Origin of the sequence: Nosocomiicoccus ampullae, assembly GCF_001696685.1 — a bacterium.
GTDB lineage: Bacteria > Bacillota > Bacilli > Staphylococcales > Salinicoccaceae > Nosocomiicoccus > Nosocomiicoccus ampullae_A.
Genome location: NZ_MBFG01000014.1, coordinates 1 through 19,360 on the forward strand (window position 1 = coordinate 1; position 19,360 = coordinate 19,360).

A 19,360-nucleotide genomic window follows, 5' to 3' on the forward strand; every position below is an offset into this window, starting at 1 on the left:
ACATTATATTGATTAGTATTATCACACCTTAAAGTTAGTAAAAAATTCAAATTAATTAAGAAGTTTAAATTGTATCGACTGTCGTTAAAAATGTTAATGATTCCAAATTTGAAATTGTAAAAGCTTTATTTTTTTCCTTTAAACAGTCAATTTTCAATGTTTGATCCTCTTCATAATTACCAGGTAAAATAATTCTATACTCTTTCTGACTACTATAACTACTTCTTTTATGAAATAACGTATTGATAGGATTATCTCTAAATTCTTTTTCGCTAAGGGGATGAATTTCAGAAAATTCATCATAGTACGTTACCTTATTAGCTTTCATTGGTATTTTATGTTTTTCGCAATAATCTTTTATGCAACTCATAATTTCAAGCAATTGAAAAATGAATACATTTCTGTCTTCAAATTCTTTCTTGAATTGTTCAATAACATCATCTTTAATTTTAAATGTATTGTCGGAAACCTTATCGAAATCCTCTTTTAATGATAATAAAGTAAAACAGCATATAGGAACATTTTTTAAATCTTTATATTGTTTATGAACTGCTCCTCTTTTTATATTTATAGGGTACATTTTTTCTTCATCTTTAATTCTCACAAAATACTTCTTATTATTTGTATTTAATGGTCTACTCCAAGAACCTTCTCTTCTATCACCTATTACTCTGTCATTTTTTTCTTTTTCTAGCTCAATAAAGTATTCATTTCTTTTAAAGAACAACTCTCCATCTAGCAAGGAGTTTGTGTATTCTGGTGTCACAAACTTAACTAGAAAATACATCACCATCATCCTTCTGCATTAATAAAGCAATAGATCTAATAATCATTAGTTATTAGATCTATCAATGATTAATTTATATTCTCCGCCATCAATTCCGCTTGCTTTACTACTGTCTCAATTGCCATTTTTTGTAAATCTGGTGGGTAACCGTATTTCTTTAATAATCTTCTTACAGTGATGCGCATCTTTGCTCTTGCTGATTCACGTAAGTTCCAGTCTATACTCATGTTCTCTTTAACAGATTTTGTAAGTTCATGTGCGATTGCTCTTAATACTTCATCACCAAGAACTTCTTCTGCTGTATCATGTGAAGAAAGTGCATCATAGAATGCAACTTCTTCTTTAAGCATGCCATGATTTTCTCCTATTTTATATGACTCATTCATTTCTTTTGCTAGTTCAATCAGTTCCTCAATGACTTTAGACGTCTCGATTGCACGTTTATTGTACTGGTTAACTGCATTTTCTAGCATCTCCGAAAACTTCTTTGCTTTAACTAAATTCGTTTTCTGAACGGCTTTAATTTTCCCTTGTAACAGACGATTTAATAGTTCTACTGCTAAGTTTTTCTGAGGTAATGCTCGAACATCTTCCAAAAACTTATCCGAAAGTATTGATATGTCCGGGCTATCCAATCCTAGCGTTTCATATACATCGACTACTTCTTCAGAAATGATTGACTTTGAGATTAATTGATTCAGCTGATCATCAATTTGTGCTGTTGTTTTCTTGCCACTTCCTGATGGAATGAGCTTCATTAAACCTGATTTAACCGCCTTAAAAAAGCCTATTTCAGCGTTTAATTCTTGTGCTTCTGGCTCTGTCGAACATAAAGCAAATGCTTTAGATAATTCAGTCACCGTCTTTATGAAATGCTTCTTATCTTCTTCACCTAACCCAATAACAAAATCCATAGTTTCAGTAATAGCTTTCATTCGCTCTGATGATTTATCTGATAAGAAGTGCTCATAATTATGTTGATAAAGTATATCTTGAATAATTTCGAATTTTTCGAGCATAAGATCAACTGCAACTGATGTGTCGATGCCTGTATTTTCACGATCAGATTCTGTATATTGCTTTAAAGCTTCTTTTAAACTATCCGCAATACCTATGTAGTCGACAATTAGTCCTCCTGGTTTATCTTTAAACACACGGTTAACTCGAGCAATCGCCTGCATCAAGTTATGCCCACGCATTGGCTTGTCCACATACATTGTATGCATAGATGGTACGTCAAATCCTGTTAACCACATGTCACGAACGATAACAAGTTTCAATTCGTCTTCATTATCTTTCATTCGACGTGCTAAAAAGTCTCGACGCCTTTTGTTACCAATATGTTGCTGCCAATGTTCAGGATCATTTGATGCGCCTGTCATGACAACTTTGATTACACCTTTATCATCATCATAAGAGTGCCACTCTGGTCGAATTCTTATGATTGCTTCATATAAATCAATTGCAATACGACGACTCATGACAACGATCATCGCTTTACCATGAATCGCTTTTTCTCTATTTTCATAGTGATGTACAATATCTTTTGCTAATTGTTCAACACGACTTTCTGCACCTGCTAATGCTTCTAAACGTGACCATTTAGATTTCAATCGTTCACGATCTGACTCTTCTTGGTATTCAGTAATTTCTTCATAGTCACTATCTATATTTAGGTCTTCAGGTAATTGAAGCGGGATAATTCTACTTTCATAGAAAATACGAACCGTAGATTCGTCTTCTACTGATTGTGTCATGTCATAAATGTCAATATAATTACCGAATACAGCTGGTGTATTCTTATCCGCCATTTCAACGGGTGTACCAGTAAATCCTATGAATGAAGCATTTGGTAGTGCATCACGCATATATTTTGCATAGCCATATTTTGTTGCAATATCTGAATCATCTTTTTGCATTTCTGCTTGGAAACCATATTGTGTTCGGTGAGCTTCATCTGCCATCACAATCACATTCTTACGTTCCGTTAAAGCAACCATTGTGCTTGTACCTTCTTCAGGTGCAAACTTCTGCATAGTTGTAAAAATAACTCCACCTGATTCAACTGCTAGTAAATCTTTTAAATCTCTTCTATTTTCTGCTTGCTTCGGTGTTTGACGTAATAAATCCTTAGACATTGAAAAAGTTCCATACAGTTGATCATCTAGATCATTACGGTCTGTTAATACAACGACGGTTGGATTATCCATTTCTAATACAAGTTTCCCTGTGAAAAATACCATCGATAAACTTTTACCAGATCCTTGTGTATGCCAAATGACCCCAATTTTACGGTCACCCTCTGCACTTGAAGCTCGTTTTGCTTGTTCAACTGCTTTATTGACTGCGTAATATTGATGATATGCAGCAACGATTTTAAAGGTGTTCTCTCCATCTGATTGGAACACAACAAAGTGACGTAAAATATCTAATAGTACCTCTTTTTTAAACATTCCACGCAATAATGTTTCTAGTTGAGGATTTGACGTAGGAGCAATAGTCTCTCCGTCTTCTGTACGCCACATCATAAAACGTTCTTCATTAGCAGTAAGTGACCCTGCCCTCGCGTTGACTCCATCACTAATTACTAAAAAGGCATTATAGTTAAACAGAGATGGAATTGTACGCTTATAAGTCTGAATTTGGCGAAATGCTTCTGTAATCCCAGCTTGCTCATTTGTTGAACTTTTCAGTTCAATCACGACTAATGGTAGGCCGTTTACTAAAACTACAACATCTGGACGTTTATTATTTTGACCCTCAATGACTGTAAATTGATTCACTGCAACAAAATCATTATTATTCATATTTTCAAAATCAAACAACCATAATTTTTCAGTTGAATTTCTACCATCATCTGTTCGATACTCTACATCAATACCATCTGTCACGAATTTTTGGAAGTTACGATTGTTTACAATTAAGCTAGGAGATTCAATCATAGTGACTAATTGAATCGCACGTTCAATCGAACTAGAAGAAGCTGACGGATTAATCTTCCGTAAAGCTTCCTCTAAACGATCATGTAAAACAACTTCTTGATAAGACTCACGCTCTGGATATTCTCCATCTACGGCAATATCTGGCCCATGAAGCATTTCATAACCTAATTCTTCTAACCACTCAAGAGTTGCTTGTTCTAAATCATCCTCATGAAATTTATACATCATCCGTCACCTCCTTATCATCTGGTAGTTCGATTTCTCCTGAAAGGAGTTTAGGTAAGAGAGTGTCTCGTAATTCTGCTAGTGATTTATTTTCTTTTAGTAAATTTACCTTTTGATCGATAATTTTATTAAAAACAGAGTCAAAATAATCATAATATTTTTGTGTAGGAATAATTACTTTCGATTCATCAAGATGGGATCTTTTTATATGTCCCATAGTAGTCGCTTTATCTTTAGCTATCGCATTAAAAATATCCAAATAATGTTTCGTCCATAGATAATAAAACCATTTAGAATGATCTATAGATGTCACTTTAAATAAGTGTTGGTTCAATCCTGCGTCTCCACCAACCCATAATTTAACTAATAAAGTTGCTGACCAAGAAAATATAACATCGCCATCATAAACTTTTACCGAATCTTTTATATTAATAGAACATAAATCACTATTAGGGTCTGTAAAACCTTGTCTTAGTTCTTTTATTTTTAAAACAGGGAGAGAATCCTCGTCTTCCTTTGGTCGAAATTTTTGCATTGCTAGACCATTTTGGAAACTAGCAATTTTAGATAGTGAATTAACTTCCCACCCCTCTGGTATCATCCCAAGTTCACTTACAACCATTGCCCCACCACTTGATTTATATGGTTTTCCTTTTTCATTCGGAAATTCAAAATCAACAAACCAACGTTTGAATAAAGTTTGAGCAAGTTCTTCTAAATTGGAAATAATTGAGTTATTCTTAAACACCTTTTTATCTAATATCCTTAAAAAGTATCCAATTTTCTGTTGCTTTTTTAATGAAGGTGCATTTATAGTTATATTTTCAAAATTCCTTTTATTTAATTTTGGTTGAACGGATCCCGTTAAATATTCACTAACATCCAAATCAAATAAATAATAGTATAAAAAGTTAAAATCAGATTTATCATTATTTTTTATAATATGCGCATGATTATTCACCCAAAATTTACCACTGGCTCTTGTCGCTATGCTTGTTTTTCTACTTCTTAAGTTTTCTCCGTCTTCCGCAACTAATATATATTTCCCATCAAAGATATAGTCATCAACATAATCTATTATCCCTTGTGCCCCATAATATGGATATTTCTTCTCCATTTGCGATCTTTCTTTTCCGGTTAACGGAATCCTCTTTTGGTTGAAAATGGTAACCAAATCTTTTAATTTATATTTTTCAAATCTCATACCCAATCCCCCCAAGTGCTTCACGGATTTGGTCTTCTAGTTTTTTCGATTCTTTAAATTGCTCAGCAAGTTCTGTTGTTAAACGTTCCATTTTTTCATCAAATGGTTCACCGTCGTCTTCCGCTTCTTCGAGTCCTACATAACGACCAGGTGTTAAAATATAATCGTGTTCACGTACTTCTTCTAACTTAGCTGCTTTACAGAAGCCAGCAATATCTTCATATGTTTCATCATTTGTTCCACGCCAAGCATGGTATGTTGTTGCAACTTTTTGAATGTCTTCTTGTGAGAATTCCTTTAACGTACGTGTTGCCATATGTCCTAAATTTCGCGCATCAACAAATAAGATTTCACCTGAACGTTCACGTTTACCGCTTTTCTTTTTATTTTTCGTAATAAACCACAAACAAACAGGGATTTGTGTAGAATAAAAGAGTTGTCCTGGTAATGTGACGATACATTCTACAAGATCTTCCTCAATTAACTTTTTACGAATTTCTAATTCAGATGACGTATTCGTAGACATGGATCCATTTGCTAAGACTATACCAGCTGTTCCAGTTGGTGCTAACTTTGATACCATATGTTGAAGCCAAGCATAGTTCGCATTTCCTGGTGGAGGTGTTCCATATTTCCAACGCAAGTCATCTTGAAGACGCTCTCCACCCCAATCACTTATATTAAATGGAGGGTTCGCTAAAATATAATCAGCTTTCAAACGCTTATGTAAATCGTTATGGAACGTATCTGCGTTTTGAGATCCTAAGTTAGCGTCAATTCCACGAATTGCTAAATTCATTTTTGCGAGTTTCCAAGTCGTTGGATTTGATTCCTGACCATATACTGCAATATCACCAAGTTTTCCTTGGTGTTCTTCAACGAACTTCTCACTTTGAACAAACATACCTCCAGAACCACAGCACGGGTCATAGACACGTCCTTTATATGGTTCTAACATTTCAACAAGTAGTTTTACAACTGACATTGGCGTATAGAATTCTCCGCCACCTTTTCCTTCAGCACTCGCAAATTTACCTAAGAAGTATTCATAGACACGTCCTAATACATCTTTAGAACGGCTCTCTTTATCGCCCACTCTAAAAGAGAACATATCAATAGTTTCACCAAGACGTGTTTTATCTAAGTCTGGTCGTGCGAAGTTTTTAGGTAATACACCACGTAAACTTTCGTTTTCTTTTTCGATAGCGATCATTGCTTCATCAATAATTTGTCCGATTTCAGGTTTTTTAGCATTTTCTTTAATGTAAGACCAACGTGCTTCTTTTGGCACCCAGAAAATGTTCTCTGCTAAATATTCATCTTTATCTTCTGGATCTGCCCATTCTTCTTCTTGTAATTGTTCATATAATTCTTCAAATGAGTCAGATACATACTTTAAAAATAATAAACCTAATACGACATGTTTATATTCCGATGCATCCATACTGCCACGAAGTTTGTCTGCCATCGCCCATAACTTTTCCTCAAAGCCAATATTGGCTGACATAATAATTCCCCCACATACACTCATTAATAATATTGTATAAATAACTTATTATCCCTATCATATCAACAATTATAAGCGCTGTCATAATTTGATAGAACAATTATCTCACTTAATGATAAAAAAGCCATATATCAATTCATTGAACTGATATATGGCCTTAATATTTTATGATTTTTTATTACATCATTCCTGGCATGCCGCCCATGCCCATGTCTCCGATGTTGTCTTCTTCTGGTATATCAGCAACGACCGCTTCTGTTGTTAAGAACATTGATGCGATTGATCCTGCGTTTTGGAGTGCTGAACGTGTCACTTTTTTAGGGTCGACGATTCCCGCTTCAATCATATTCACCCATTCGTCCGTTTCTGCGTTATAGCCAACGCCACCTGTTTGTTCTTTTAGTTTCGTTACAATGACTGAACCTTCAAGTCCTGCGTTTTCTGCGATTTGTCTTACTGGTGCTTCGAGTGCTTTTAGTACGATGTTTATACCTGTTTTTTCATCGCCTTCTGCGTCTAGTGATGCGACTTTGTCATACACCTCAATCAGTGCAGTTCCACCGCCTGATACAATTCCTTCTTCCACCGCAGCGCGTGTTGAGTTTAACGCGTCTTCAATACGAAGTTTACGTTCTTTCATTTCAGTTTCTGTTGCCGCACCGACTTTAATGACCGCAACGCCTCCTGAAAGTTTTGCTAAGCGTTCTTGAAGTTTTTCTCTATCAAAATTTGAATCTGTGTCTTCAAGTTGTGCTTTAATTTGAGAGACGCGACCTTTAATTGTTGTTTCGTCTCCGCTTCCTTCTACAATTGTCGTGTTTTCTTTATCGACATGTACTTTTGAAGCTGTACCGAGCATATCTAAGCTAGCGTCTTTTAACTCGAGTCCTAAGTCTTCAGTGATGACTTGGCCACCTGTTAAAATTGCGATATCTTCGAGCATTGCTTTACGACGGTCACCAAATCCTGGTGCTTTTACAGTGATTGCCGTAAATGTACCACGTAATTTATTTAGCACGAGGTTCGCAAGTGCATCCCCTTCAACGTCATCTGCAATAATTAAAATTGGACGTCCTTGTTGAACGATTTGTTCTAAAATAGGTAGTAAATCGTTTTGGAAGTTCGTGATTTTTTTATCTGTAATGAGGATATATGGATTATCGAGTTCTGCGATCATCTTTTCAGAGTCTGTCACCATATATGGAGATGAATAACCTCTATCAAACTGCATCCCTTCAACGACTTCTAACTCCGTGTTTAACCCACGAGATTCTTCGATTGTAATGACACCGTCGTTACCGACTTTTTCCATCGCTTCAGAGATAAATTCTCCGACTTCTTTATCGTTTGCTGAAATCGCACCGACTTGAGCGATCGATTCTTTATCTTGTACTGGTTTTGAAATATCTTCTAGTGCTTTTACCGCTTCTTCAACAGCTTTTGTAATACCACGGCGAATGCCGACTGGGTTTGCACCTGCTGTAACGTTTTTAAGCCCTTCCTCGATCATTGCGTGCGCGAGAATTGTTGCTGTTGTTGTTCCGTCACCTGCGATGTCGTTTGTTTTTGTTGCAACTTCAGATACGAGTTTTGCGCCCATATCTTCAAAGCGATCTTCTAACTCGATTTCTTTTGCGATTGTCACACCGTCATTGGTAATGAGAGGTGCTGTAAATTGTTTATCTAAAACGACGTTACGTCCTTTAGGTCCAAGTGTGACTCGAACTGCGCTTGCTAGTTTTTCAACTCCACGTAACATCGATTGACGTGCATCTTCAGAAAATTTAAGTTCCTTAGCCATTTATATCTCTCCTTATTCTACTACTGCTAAAATATCTTGTGCGGGTACGATTAAATAACTTTTCCCTTCGTAATCCACTTCTGTTCCTGTAAATGAGTTGTAAACGACTTTGTCGCCTTCTTTAACATCTATTTTTAAAATTTCTCCGTTATCTAACGTACGTCCAGGTCCTACTGCAACAACTACACCATAGACCGGTTCTTCTTTTGAAGAATCTCCAGTTAAAATAATACCTGAAGACGTCGTTTCTTCTTTTGTATATTTACTAATATCTAAAATCACTCTATTTTCTAAAGGTCGTAACATTGTTATAGCCTCCTCAATAATCGTCTTTTAGCACTCATCATTGTAATGTGCTAACTGATTTTTATAGTACATCAAAGATAGTCAAATTTCAAGTTATAGCATTTCGTTTTCATGTTTTATATTGTAAAATGGTACTATTGTTTAAAGACTTATTTTAAGGAGATTGTTTATGAATAGAACTATATATAGTTTATTTATTGTCGTGATGTTTGGGGTCATTCAAATCGCAGGTATTCCAATTCAAATTTATATCGCACTTAAAAATCCTGGTGCGAGTGTTCAGGAAATTTTAAGCTTATATATGCCCTATCAGTTTGTTATTTACATTATCGGACTTATCGTTATTTTAGTTTTAGGTAATATCCACAAAGATAAAAACATTTTTGAAAGTGGTGTTAAAACCCCACCTCTTCAAACGGTCGCATGGATCTTTGGAGGCCTAATACTTGCGTACGGTGTACAAATCATTACTGCACAAATTAACATTCACCTATTAGGAAATCCACTGGAAAGTGAAAACACAAAGCATATTATGGAAATGATTTCTAACATGCCATATATGATTTTCTTTGTAGCAGTCATCGGTCCGATTATCGAGGAATATGTGTTTAGACGCGCAATTTTCGCTGAAATATACGAAAGACTCCCGATGAATAAAATCGCTGCATTTTTAATTGCAGGTTTGATTTCAGGATTTGTTTTTGCTATCGCGCATTTTGACTTTACGCACATTTTAATTTACGTCGGAATGAGCTATGTCTTTAGTTTTGTCTACGTAATGACAAATCGACTACTCGTGCCAATCGTCGTTCATATGCTAATGAATGGATGTGTTGTACTACTACAACTGACTTTTAAAGATCAAATTGAAAAACTCGAACAACTTCAAACGAACGGTTTAATTATCATTAAAACTATATTCAATACGATAATATAAGTAAAACTCTCAAGAATTTCTTGAGAGTTTCAGATTGTAGACGAACCTTTTTTTTAAATTCTAAAAAAGAGGTTCGTCTTTTTTTCTACATATATTTTAAAATAAGTTTGATATTTCAAAGAAAAAACAGTGGTTTACACTGTCAGTTGAGGCTCTTTGATGAGCCAGTTTGCCAACTTTTTCAAGTTCATGCATGCACAAATAAGCGTGGTGTCTCGGAACACTTTTTTAATACCTCTATGACGTGTCCATCTGAGTCCATGCTGCTCTTTCGCATCTCCAAAACGACGTTCGACGGTTTGGGATCTCTTCTTATATTCAGTTTTACCTTTTTCCGTATGTCGAATTTCTTCGACTGTATCAATGTAGGATTGCCATACATGTCGGGTAATCACTTTTTGTTTCCCCTGACTTTTTGTACACTGTGAAAGTAACGGACACTCTTTACATTTCATAGGATCTGACATATACAGGCGATAACCGTCCTTATCTGTGCGTCTGTAAGTGAGTTCTGAACCGCCAGGACATAAGTAAACATCATAATATTCATCATAAACATATTCACTCTTTTTGAGTAAATCCTTTGAACCTCGTGGTCGAGTATATGGCATATACGGTGTAATGTTTTTATTAAGTAAATATCTCGCGTTCGCTGGTGTTTTATACCCCGCATCTACCGCAACACTTTGAATGGAATAGCCCTTTTCGAGTAAACGATCGATGGAGACATGGAGTTGGGTACTATCATGAATGTTTCCAGGGGTCACATGTTGATCAAGTACAAATCCGTGACTATCTACACAGGCATGCATACTGTAAGCAAATTGTTTTTCACGCTCACTTTTTACATAATATCCTGCATCCGGATCTGTTTTACTAACACGACTCGTTTTTTCTTCATTGGATTCTTTTGGAGGGTAAAGCTTTTTTCCTTCTGATAACCGGATGTCATTGACTTCTTCACGTAATTCCTCAGCATAGAAAGTCGCTGTTTTTTTAATCGTTTCTTTCGTATACTTATTACGATTAGCGTTTGCTTTGATATGCGTTGAGTCTATGTATAATGCAGAAGTGTCAATCAGTCCATGAGACATCGCGATTTCTAAAATATGCTCAAAAATCTCTTCAAATAATTGACCGTCACTAAAGCGACGTGCATAATTCTTTCCAAAGGTTGAAAAATGTGGCACCTTATCATGAAATCCAAAACCAAGATACCAACGATAAGCAACGTTTGTATCAATTTCTCTAATTGTTTGTCGCATGGATTTTATACCAAATAAATGTTGAATCAACACAATTTTTACAAGAATTACTGGATCAATCCCAGGTCGACCATTATCTAAACAGTATCTATCCTTTACAGAATCATACACAAAATTTAAATCTAATACGGCATCCACTTTTCTTAGTAGATGATCTTTTGGTACGAGGTCGCTAATCGCTACAAATTCTATTTGATCACGTGAATTTAATGATTTTCCTAACATGATTTCCCTCCAAAATAATCATATTAATTATATTTTATAAAAAAAGGCTGTAGACGTCATCTCATAAGAGACTTTGTCTACAGCCTGAAACTCTCAAGAATTTCTTGAGAGTTTTATTTTAAATACATTCGGTAAAATTTTACAGACTTTACCGAACATGCACTTTTATATTTATATCTATTATTTGCTAAGCGGTCGTATAGTTTATCTCTAAAAATTTTAGGGATAATTTTTAATATAACGATCGGCGTAAATAGGCGATTGGCGTCCATAAGCATATGAATGACCGCGTTTGATTTATTATATATTTTATCTTTAGAAATATACGACACACTTTCAGCGTCGATATTAAATGGTAGCTGTTTAAACCATTCACTATTAAAGTCCGTAATATATAAGTCATCATTTTTATTCACTTTAACTACTAGATTGATAAACCGACTGCATAAATCGCAGTCTCCGTCATATATGAGTACTTTTTTCATAACATTACTCCAATACATTAAAGTTCAAATATTAATATATACAAAATCCCTTTAAGTATCACTTAAAGGGATTTCTTTTGGATTCTATTTAATTTTACACTTTTTCATCGGAAAATTAAACTATATTGCTAGACTCATTCTTGGCCCAAATGCTTCGTAATGTACTTTATTCATATCATATCCATTATCTAAAGTAGCATTAATCATCGCTTGGTTAAATGCTAATGAACCTGATATATAAATTGAATAATCATCATAACCACTAATATCATTTGCTGTTAAGTAGCCATCGTCTTTAGTATATCTAATGTTAATATTTACATTTTCTTTCAATGATTTTAATTCTTCTTTAAATGGTAGTGTTGTTTCATCAGTCGTTGATATTATTAAATCAATATCTTTATTATGTTTTACAGCACTCTCTACCATAGACATAATCGGCGTTAAACCAACGCCTCCAGCAATAAATAATAGTTTCTCATCTGAATGATCTAGTAAGAAATCACCAGCTGGTGCTGAAAGTTCAATGATATCTCCTTCATTTAATTCATCAAATAAATAATGAGAAACTACGCCTGCTTCGTCTTTTTCACCTTCACGTTTAACGGCAAATTGTAGACCATTTTCTGTATGAGTAGAACAAATCGAATAGTGTCTTAAAGCTTCGTATGGATAATCGTTTGGTTTAACTTTCACTGTAATATACTGACCAGGAATGATTTCAGGTAGTGCTTCATCATTATCAACAGTGAATCTAATCACATCATCTGTCAAATACTCTTTTTCTTTTACAGTAAATGATTTAAACCCATCCCAAGCTGCTTCTTCATACATTTTTTCTTCTACATCAATAAATATTTGAGCAATCTGATTATAATACTTTGCCCAAGCATTAATGATATCATCCGTTGCTACGTCGCCAAGTACTTCTTTAATACCGATGAGTAAATATTTACCGACGATAGGATAATGTTCTTTTTTTACATTTAATGCACGATGCTTATGACCGATTCCGATGACTGCAGGTACAATCGCTTCTAAATTATCGATATGCTCTGCAGCTGCAAGAACTGTGTTTGCGAGTGCTTTTGGTTGATCACCAAATTTTTGATTTGTTTGGTTAAACATGTTTAATAATTCATCATGATTTTCGAACATACGCTGATAAAATGTGCTCGTAATTTCACTACCATGTTCTTTTAATAATGGAACTGTTGCTTTAACGAGATCTTTTTCTTCGTTTGTTAGCATGTTATCCCTCCTCTCTTAATTTTAACATCTATAAATTGATACTACATAAAAAAACCTTGACATCTTTATGTCAAGGTTTGTCTAGAATCCACGGCCAGCGCCTCCGCCTCCGCCGCTTCCTCCTCCGAAGCCACCAAATCCTCCGCTACCGCCGGAGAATCCTCCTCCATTTCCACTTTGTGGGAAGAATATTGGAGTGCCACTACGTCGGTACGACGGCTGGCGTCTTCCTCTTGGTGGTCCGCCACCACCATTGTTACTTATAATGTATAGGAATAGCACAATTATAAACACAATGACAAATGTACGGAATAAGAAAGTATAAAACGTATCATCATTCGATATCTTTTCAGGCTGCTCATTCGTAAACTCACCTGTAGTCTCGTCGTAGCCATATGCTTCTAGACTTTCTTCATAGAGTTTTGTGTATAAGTTTTTAAGCGCTGTATTATAGTCACCTTTTTTAGCATCTTCGAGTGCGTAGTCGTCGATAATTTTACCGATTTTAGCATCGTTTAAATACCCTTCAATTTCATAACCTACTTGAACGTCAATTCCTCGGTTATTAAATTCATTGTCGTTGTCGTTATTAAATAGTATAACGATACCGTTATCTCTTTCTTTTTTACCGACACCATATTCTCTTAATGCACGTAGTGCAAAGTCTTGACGATGCTCTTGCCCTGTTGAGTCCATCGTCATCAGCAACATTTCTACTCCGGTCCCCTTTTCTAAATGGGACCCTAGTTCATTTAACTCATAAATTGTCGACTCATCTAATACGTGCGCATTATCTTGAACAAAATAATGCGACGTATCGAGTTTCGGCATTTCAACGCGTGCTGCCGTTGCGACTGGTGTTGTTAATATAATGATGAGAAGAAGTGGAATGATCCGCTTCATTACTCATCACCTGAGTTATCCTCTTGATTCGTGTTAAAATCTACACCCGGCACTTCTTTTGCACCTTCACTTGCTTTAAAGTAGTCTTTCTTCTCAAAATTAAAAATCATAGCGATAATATTCCCTGGGAACACACGTGTTTGTTTATTATATTCTTCTACTGATTTGTTATAATCTTGACGTGCTACTGCGATTCTGTTTTCAGCACCTGCAAGTTCATCTCGTAATCCTGTAAATTGTTCGCTAGCTTTTAAGTCAGGATAATTTTCAGCAACAGCTAATAAACGAGATAAAGCACTAGTCATTTGATCGTTTGCTTCACTTAACTCATTTACTCCGTTTGCACCTGCTAAACGTGCACGTGCATCCGCAACATCTTGAAACACTTCTTTTTCGTGTGAGGCATAGCCTTTCACTGTTTCAACTAAGTTTGGAATTAAATCTCCACGACGCTGAAGCTGCGTTTCAATTTGTGATTCTTTTTCATTGACTTGTTCATCTAACTGAACAAACTTGTTATATTTTGGCATTATAAGGATTGCCAATACAATGATAATCCCGAGTACAATACCGATTGGTGCTAATAATTTTTTCATTGGAAAACTCCTTTTTTAAATATAAATTCATTATACTAAAGAAATATTATATACGACTACTTTTAAAGTCATGAACATTTCCAATATAATATAGTAATATAATAGTACCCCACATCAAGGAGTGAGAAACTTATGGTAACAAAATTTAAAGATTTTGAGTACAAACGACCAGATTTTGATTTATTTAGAGAACAGGTCGATGGACTCTTAAGCGCATTTGAGAAAGCAGAAACAGTAGAAGATGCAGAAGTCGTTATCGATCAGTACAATGAGAAAATTAAACACATCCATTCGATGATTACGATCGCAACTGTTCGTGCATCTATCGACACGAAAGATGAGTTTTATCTTGGTGAGCGTGATTTTTACGATAACAACTTGCCGGTTCTGTCTTCTGTAACAAACGATTATTATAAAGCGCTGGCAAATAGTCCGTTTCGTGACGAATTAGAAGAAAAATACGGCAAACAGTTATTTGCATTAGTCGATAATGAGATTAAAGGGTTTGACCCTAAAGTTAAAGATTTAATGACTGAAATTAACGTATTAACATCGAAATATTCGATTTTACTGTCATCTGCTGAAATTGAATATGATGGTAAAAAACTTGCACTCACAGAATTTTCTCCGTATATGATTAACGATGACCGTGAAGTGAGAAAGTCTGCGATGTATGCGAAACAAAACTTCATGAAAGAACATCTCGATGAAATCGATGATATTTATGATCAACTCGTCAAAAAACGTCATGAAATGGCAGTTGAGCTCGGATTTAACAACTACACAGAGCTCGGATATGTTCATATGAACCGTATCGATTATAACCGAGAGATGGTAGAAAATTATCGTAAACAAGTACGTGATTACGTCGTTCCTTACGTGAGTGAATTAAGAAAGCGACAAAAAGAACGTATCGGTGTATCAGACTTAAAATATTACGACCTTGCTTATGAGTTTAAATCTGGAAACCCAACACCTAAAGGTGGCACTAAAGCAATTATGGAAAATGGTGCAAAAATGTATAGAGAATTATCTAAAGAAACGGATGAGTTCTATACATTTATGACAGAACGAGAATTATTCGATGTCGAGGCTAAAAAAGGAAAAGAAGGCGGAGGATATTGTACATTCATAGAAGATTATGAAGCGCCGTTTATCTTCTCAAACTTTAACGGGACTCAAGGTGATATCGAAGTGCTTACTCACGAAGCAGGACACGCATTCCAAATGTACTCTTCACGTCACTTCTCAGTTCCAGAATACATTATGCCAACATATGAAGCATGTGAGATTCACTCGATGAGTATGGAGTTCTTTACGTATCCATGGATGGAATTATTCTTTAAAGAAGATACAGATAAATTTAAATTCTCTCATCTTTCAGGTGCGTTAGAATTTTTACCGTACGGTGTAGCGATCGATGAATTCCAACACGTCGTATATGATAATCCTGAATTAACACCTGAAGAACGCCGCGCAGAATGGAAGAAAATTGAAGCGGTATACTTACCAGATAGAGACTATGAAGACATCCCTGCATATGTAGATGGTGCTTTTTGGCACGGTCAAGGTCACTTATTTGCGTCTCCATTTTATTATATTGACTACACGCTCGCCCAAGTGTGTGCACTACAGTTCTTTAAACGTGTAATGGATGACTTTGTAGCCGCATTTGGCGACTATTTAACGCTATGTAAACTCGGTGGTTCACTACCATTTGGTGAATTAGTAAAAGTTGCCAACTTAAAATCTCCGTTTGAGGACGGAACGTTAGAAGAAGTCGTAGATTTCGTAAAAGATTATTTAAATGATATCGACGATAAAAGTCTATAGAAAAATGCCACATCAAAGATGTGGCATTTATTTTTTGATTTTTATTTTATTAGTTTTTCTTACTAATAGCATGAGTCCTGCACTTAATAAAATAATTTCTATTACGTATAGTAATTCTATACTCTCGTTAACACCTGTATCTGGTAACTCTTTTGCACCATGTGGTGTTTTCTTCTTTTCAGAATCCTTTGATGATTTAGATGTCGACTTTTTATTAGACTCTTTATCTGACGTAACAGCTGTGTCAGTATTTGAGTTATCCGTTACGAGTGTATCATCTGAAACAATTGGGTTGTTATTTCCAGGTTTTTCTTCTACACCAATCGCGTCGAGTACGTTATCATCCGCTTCTTTAACCTGTTCATCAATTGTGTCGATGATATCATTATTATTCGGCGGATTTTTAGTGTCTTCATTATCAGTTTCACCTGGTTCATTTGTTTCTGGTGTTTCTGGCTCTTGTGGTTTCTCAGTTTCGTTTGAATTATCAGAGTCAGTAGATTCATCAGGGGCTTCTGATGGGTTATCCGCATAATTCGTTTGATTTTGTTTTGTTTCTTCTTGAGTTGCTGAGTTTTCAGTATCTGAAGCATTCGTTTCTTCATCTGCAGAAGAAACAGGTGCAATTAATAACATAATCAGTACCGAAAATAACAATAATTCTTTTAGTTTCATAAGCCTGCCCCCTCGTATTCGTTATCTTTAGTATAGATAAATATAGGTAGTTTTTCTATCGACAACACTATTTGTCACATAACTTTAATGCTTATGAAACAATCTATAAATACTTATGAAAGAATGTTATGTTTTTTATATTTAGCGAGATATATTAATATAATATCGAGTATCATATATAACCCAATTCGACTCGTCATCATTAAGTTCGTATTCGTCACTTCTTCAGAGAAAAATACCGTATAATCTGATAAGCGCTCGACTCGATATGAATTACCATCTGTAATCGATACTGTTTCTACTGATCGTTCATTCGCAAGCCTCAACGCTTTCATAATTTCCGGATTGTCATTCGTACTAATCGTAATCATACAATCTTTTGACGTAAATTTTGATAAACGACCTCGTAACGTCGTTAAATCGTTTACGACAAACACCGGTATATCTAATTCGATTAATTTACTCTGAAAGTCTAAACTTACTGGAAGACATTCTCCCGCTCCAAATAGTAACACTCTTTCTTTTTTAGCAATTACCTTTGTAACGTCACTTAGATTCTTTCTATCAACTAGTGTGTCATTACTATGTAACACCCTTAACGTATTTTGAAATACTTTTTGGAAAATTGTCGACTCATTATCTGATACTATTTGCACATTACTCGATAAAGGATTTTCATTAATAGAATGAAGTTCTTTCGCGAGTTCGACTTTTAATGATTTAATACCTGATAAGCCAAGTCTTTTACTAAATCGAATCACCGCAGCGTCACTCGTTTGACTCTCTTTAGATATTTCTTGAACTGTCATATGAGTCACGTCTTCTGGGTGTTCTAATATAAAATCTGCAATTTTTAACTCAACTGGTGTGAAATGTTCATACCTTCTACGGATAAGTTCTAATACTGAAAACATGAGTGCTACCTCCAGTTGTTTAAATCTTCTTGCGCTGACTAATGACAGGGTCTTCTTTGAATCCTTTTAATGTGTAATGCGTCATTTCGACGTAACAATCACCATCTTCTGCCATCACTTCCACACCGATAGATTCTTCACGCGGGAAAATTCTCGCCGTCATCGTATGCTCTCCGTCATTTATAAAAATCTCAATGGATGAGCGGTCCATAAATATTTGTAGTCGTTCGAGTGGTCTTGTTAACTCTATACTTCTAGTTGTCCCGTCTACTCCTGAAATTAGTGCGCCGCTAAACGTACGATCAAGCGTTATCTTTTGTTCCTCACTGTTATAAGATACAATCGTTTCTTCACGATTACTCTTTCTCAGTAAAAAGAATAACTCACGTGCATTATTTTCTTTGATATCGATAATTAACTCATAACTGTCCCCATAAAAATCTGTGAGTGATTTACGATGTTCGTTAAAGTATCCAATTGCTTTTAATTCGTTTCTTCTTAACTCTTTTAAATGTGGATGCGGTGTTTGAATGAGTCTGTCTCCATTCACCGTTAACACGCGAGGAATTGTCAGTGCATTTTTATAGCCTTCAATCTCCGTAGGATACTTACTTTCTTCAGCAGACATCCAAGCGATTAAAACACGTCGTCCTTCAGAATCCAATGTCGTCACTGGTCGATAAAAATCAAATCCACCATCAAATTCTCTATAATCATCGTGATTAACAAATAACGATCCATATTCAAAGTCATTAATGACGTATCCTGACTGATAAATATTCCAAAAATGATGTTTAAACTTATCGAGCCCTCTCGGGTTAAACATTAACACTTCGGCATCATCTAACGTAAATAGCTCCGGTGATTCCCAGAAATATCCAAACATATCGTAACCTGTATTGACTTCACCTAAAAACTTTAAATCTTCGAGTGATTTACCACGGTACATGATGATTCGCCCAAACTCTTCGTCGTTCATTGTTCCGATCATCATATTGATTTCACCGTCGTGTGTAAATACGTATGGATTCCTAAAATATTGTTTGTAACCAGGTTCAACTTCCCTTAAAATCGGTGCGGGATATTTTTTGATTTTAAAATCTGTATCGATAACACCTGCACGTTGATATGTATGAACTCCGTCTGATTTTTGCTGTTCACCAGTAAAAAATAGCGTCAGTTCATTGTTGATTAAAGTTAAATTCCCGCCGTATAGATTGTCTTTATCATATAAGTCATCTGGACGTAATTTAATTCCTTCGTTATTAAAATGAATTAAGTCTTCACTCGTCACGTGATATAAATACGTTGCACTTTCTTCGTTAGTTGCAGGTTCCCATTCATAAAAGATATGGTACAGACCATTAATGTAGAAGAATCCACAAGGTGCACCGAGTATTCCCATCACAGGTTGAACGTGATAATTTAAACGCCATTTACTCATCATCGATGACTCAATAGCTGTTTCGATTTGTTCTCTGTTGTAGTCTTCGATTCGTTTCAT

Annotated in this window: 16 protein-coding genes; 2 read left to right on the top strand and 14 right to left on the bottom strand. The window is 35.4% G+C overall.

What is annotated here, in order from left to right; all coding sequences use genetic code 11:
* Positions 1 to 64 precede the first annotated feature (64 nt).
* The 6 genes from BBS29_RS06325 to BBS29_RS06350 form a co-directional block, all read right to left on the bottom strand.
* Positions 65 to 766, bottom strand: a complete 702-nt coding sequence (locus tag BBS29_RS06325) for a hypothetical protein (protein WP_218836845.1) — start codon at positions 764 to 766, stop codon at positions 65 to 67.
* An 89-nt stretch (positions 767 to 855) separates the two neighbouring features.
* Positions 856 to 3,954 (bottom strand): type I restriction endonuclease subunit R, encoded by a 3,099-nt coding sequence (locus BBS29_RS06330; protein ID WP_143861270.1) that lies wholly within the window; start codon positions 3,952 to 3,954, stop codon positions 856 to 858.
* Positions 3,947 to 5,158, bottom strand: coding sequence for a restriction endonuclease subunit S (locus tag BBS29_RS06335; protein WP_068130321.1), 1,212 nt, complete (start codon positions 5,156 to 5,158; stop codon positions 3,947 to 3,949). The genes BBS29_RS06330 and BBS29_RS06335 overlap by 8 nt, the downstream gene beginning before the upstream one ends.
* Positions 5,148 to 6,665, bottom strand: a complete 1,518-nt coding sequence (locus BBS29_RS06340) for a class I SAM-dependent DNA methyltransferase (protein ID WP_179853841.1) — start codon at positions 6,663 to 6,665, stop codon at positions 5,148 to 5,150. The genes BBS29_RS06335 and BBS29_RS06340 overlap by 11 nt, the downstream gene beginning before the upstream one ends.
* A 178-nt stretch (positions 6,666 to 6,843) precedes the next feature.
* Positions 6,844 to 8,466: a chaperonin GroEL gene (gene groL, locus BBS29_RS06345; protein ID WP_068130323.1), complete on the bottom strand. Its 1,623-nt coding sequence runs from the start codon at positions 8,464 to 8,466 to the stop codon at positions 6,844 to 6,846.
* A 12-nt stretch (positions 8,467 to 8,478) separates the two neighbouring features.
* Positions 8,479 to 8,772, bottom strand: coding sequence for a co-chaperone GroES (locus BBS29_RS06350; protein WP_068130326.1), 294 nt, complete (start codon positions 8,770 to 8,772; stop codon positions 8,479 to 8,481).
* Positions 8,773 to 8,941: 169 nt separating this feature from the next.
* Between BBS29_RS06350 and BBS29_RS06355 the strand changes: the two genes are divergently transcribed.
* A complete protein-coding gene (locus BBS29_RS06355) occupies positions 8,942 to 9,709 on the top strand; it encodes a CPBP family intramembrane glutamic endopeptidase (RefSeq protein WP_068130329.1) in 768 nt (255 codons plus the stop codon).
* 134 nt (positions 9,710 to 9,843) lie between these two features.
* Here BBS29_RS06355 and BBS29_RS06360 read toward each other — a convergent pair whose 3' ends face one another.
* The 5 genes from BBS29_RS06360 to BBS29_RS06380 all read right to left on the bottom strand — a co-directional run bounded on the left by BBS29_RS06360 (position 9,844) and on the right by BBS29_RS06380 (position 14,434).
* Positions 9,844 to 11,199 carry an IS1182 family transposase gene (locus BBS29_RS06360; RefSeq protein ID WP_040928746.1) on the bottom strand — a complete coding sequence of 452 codons (1,356 nt, stop codon included), beginning with the start codon at positions 11,197 to 11,199 and terminating at the stop codon, positions 9,844 to 9,846.
* Between the two features lie 113 nt (positions 11,200 to 11,312).
* A complete protein-coding gene (locus tag BBS29_RS06365; protein ID WP_068130332.1) occupies positions 11,313 to 11,684 on the bottom strand; it encodes a thiol-disulfide oxidoreductase DCC family protein in 372 nt (123 codons plus the stop codon).
* 120 nt (positions 11,685 to 11,804) lie between these two features.
* Positions 11,805 to 12,935, bottom strand: coding sequence for a globin domain-containing protein (locus BBS29_RS06370; protein WP_068130336.1), 1,131 nt, complete (start codon positions 12,933 to 12,935; stop codon positions 11,805 to 11,807).
* Positions 12,936 to 13,016: 81 nt separating this feature from the next.
* Positions 13,017 to 13,838: a TPM domain-containing protein gene (locus BBS29_RS08370; RefSeq protein WP_068130338.1), complete on the bottom strand. Its 822-nt coding sequence runs from the start codon at positions 13,836 to 13,838 to the stop codon at positions 13,017 to 13,019.
* The gene (locus BBS29_RS06380; protein ID WP_068130341.1) at positions 13,838 to 14,434 is read right to left on the bottom strand and encodes a LemA family protein; all 597 of its coding nucleotides are present in this window, start codon (positions 14,432 to 14,434) and stop codon (positions 13,838 to 13,840) included. The genes BBS29_RS08370 and BBS29_RS06380 overlap by 1 nt, the downstream gene beginning before the upstream one ends.
* 132 nt (positions 14,435 to 14,566) lie before the next feature.
* Here BBS29_RS06380 and BBS29_RS06385 point away from each other — a divergent pair, with 132 nt between their 5' ends.
* Positions 14,567 to 16,267 carry a M3 family oligoendopeptidase gene (locus BBS29_RS06385; RefSeq protein WP_068130345.1) on the top strand — a complete coding sequence of 567 codons (1,701 nt, stop codon included), beginning with the start codon at positions 14,567 to 14,569 and terminating at the stop codon, positions 16,265 to 16,267.
* Positions 16,268 to 16,294: 27 nt separating this feature from the next.
* Here BBS29_RS06385 and BBS29_RS06390 read toward each other — a convergent pair whose 3' ends face one another.
* From BBS29_RS06390 to BBS29_RS06400, 3 genes are all read right to left on the bottom strand, one after another.
* Positions 16,295 to 16,942: an LPXTG cell wall anchor domain-containing protein gene (locus BBS29_RS06390; protein WP_068130348.1), complete on the bottom strand. Its 648-nt coding sequence runs from the start codon at positions 16,940 to 16,942 to the stop codon at positions 16,295 to 16,297.
* Between the two features lie 113 nt (positions 16,943 to 17,055).
* On the bottom strand, positions 17,056 to 17,856 hold the full coding sequence (locus tag BBS29_RS06395) for a MurR/RpiR family transcriptional regulator (RefSeq protein ID WP_068130350.1): 801 nt from the start codon (positions 17,854 to 17,856) through the stop codon (positions 17,056 to 17,058).
* Between the two features lie 19 nt (positions 17,857 to 17,875).
* Positions 17,876 to 19,360, bottom strand: coding sequence for a sucrose-6-phosphate hydrolase (locus tag BBS29_RS06400; protein WP_068130353.1), 1,485 nt, complete (start codon positions 19,358 to 19,360; stop codon positions 17,876 to 17,878).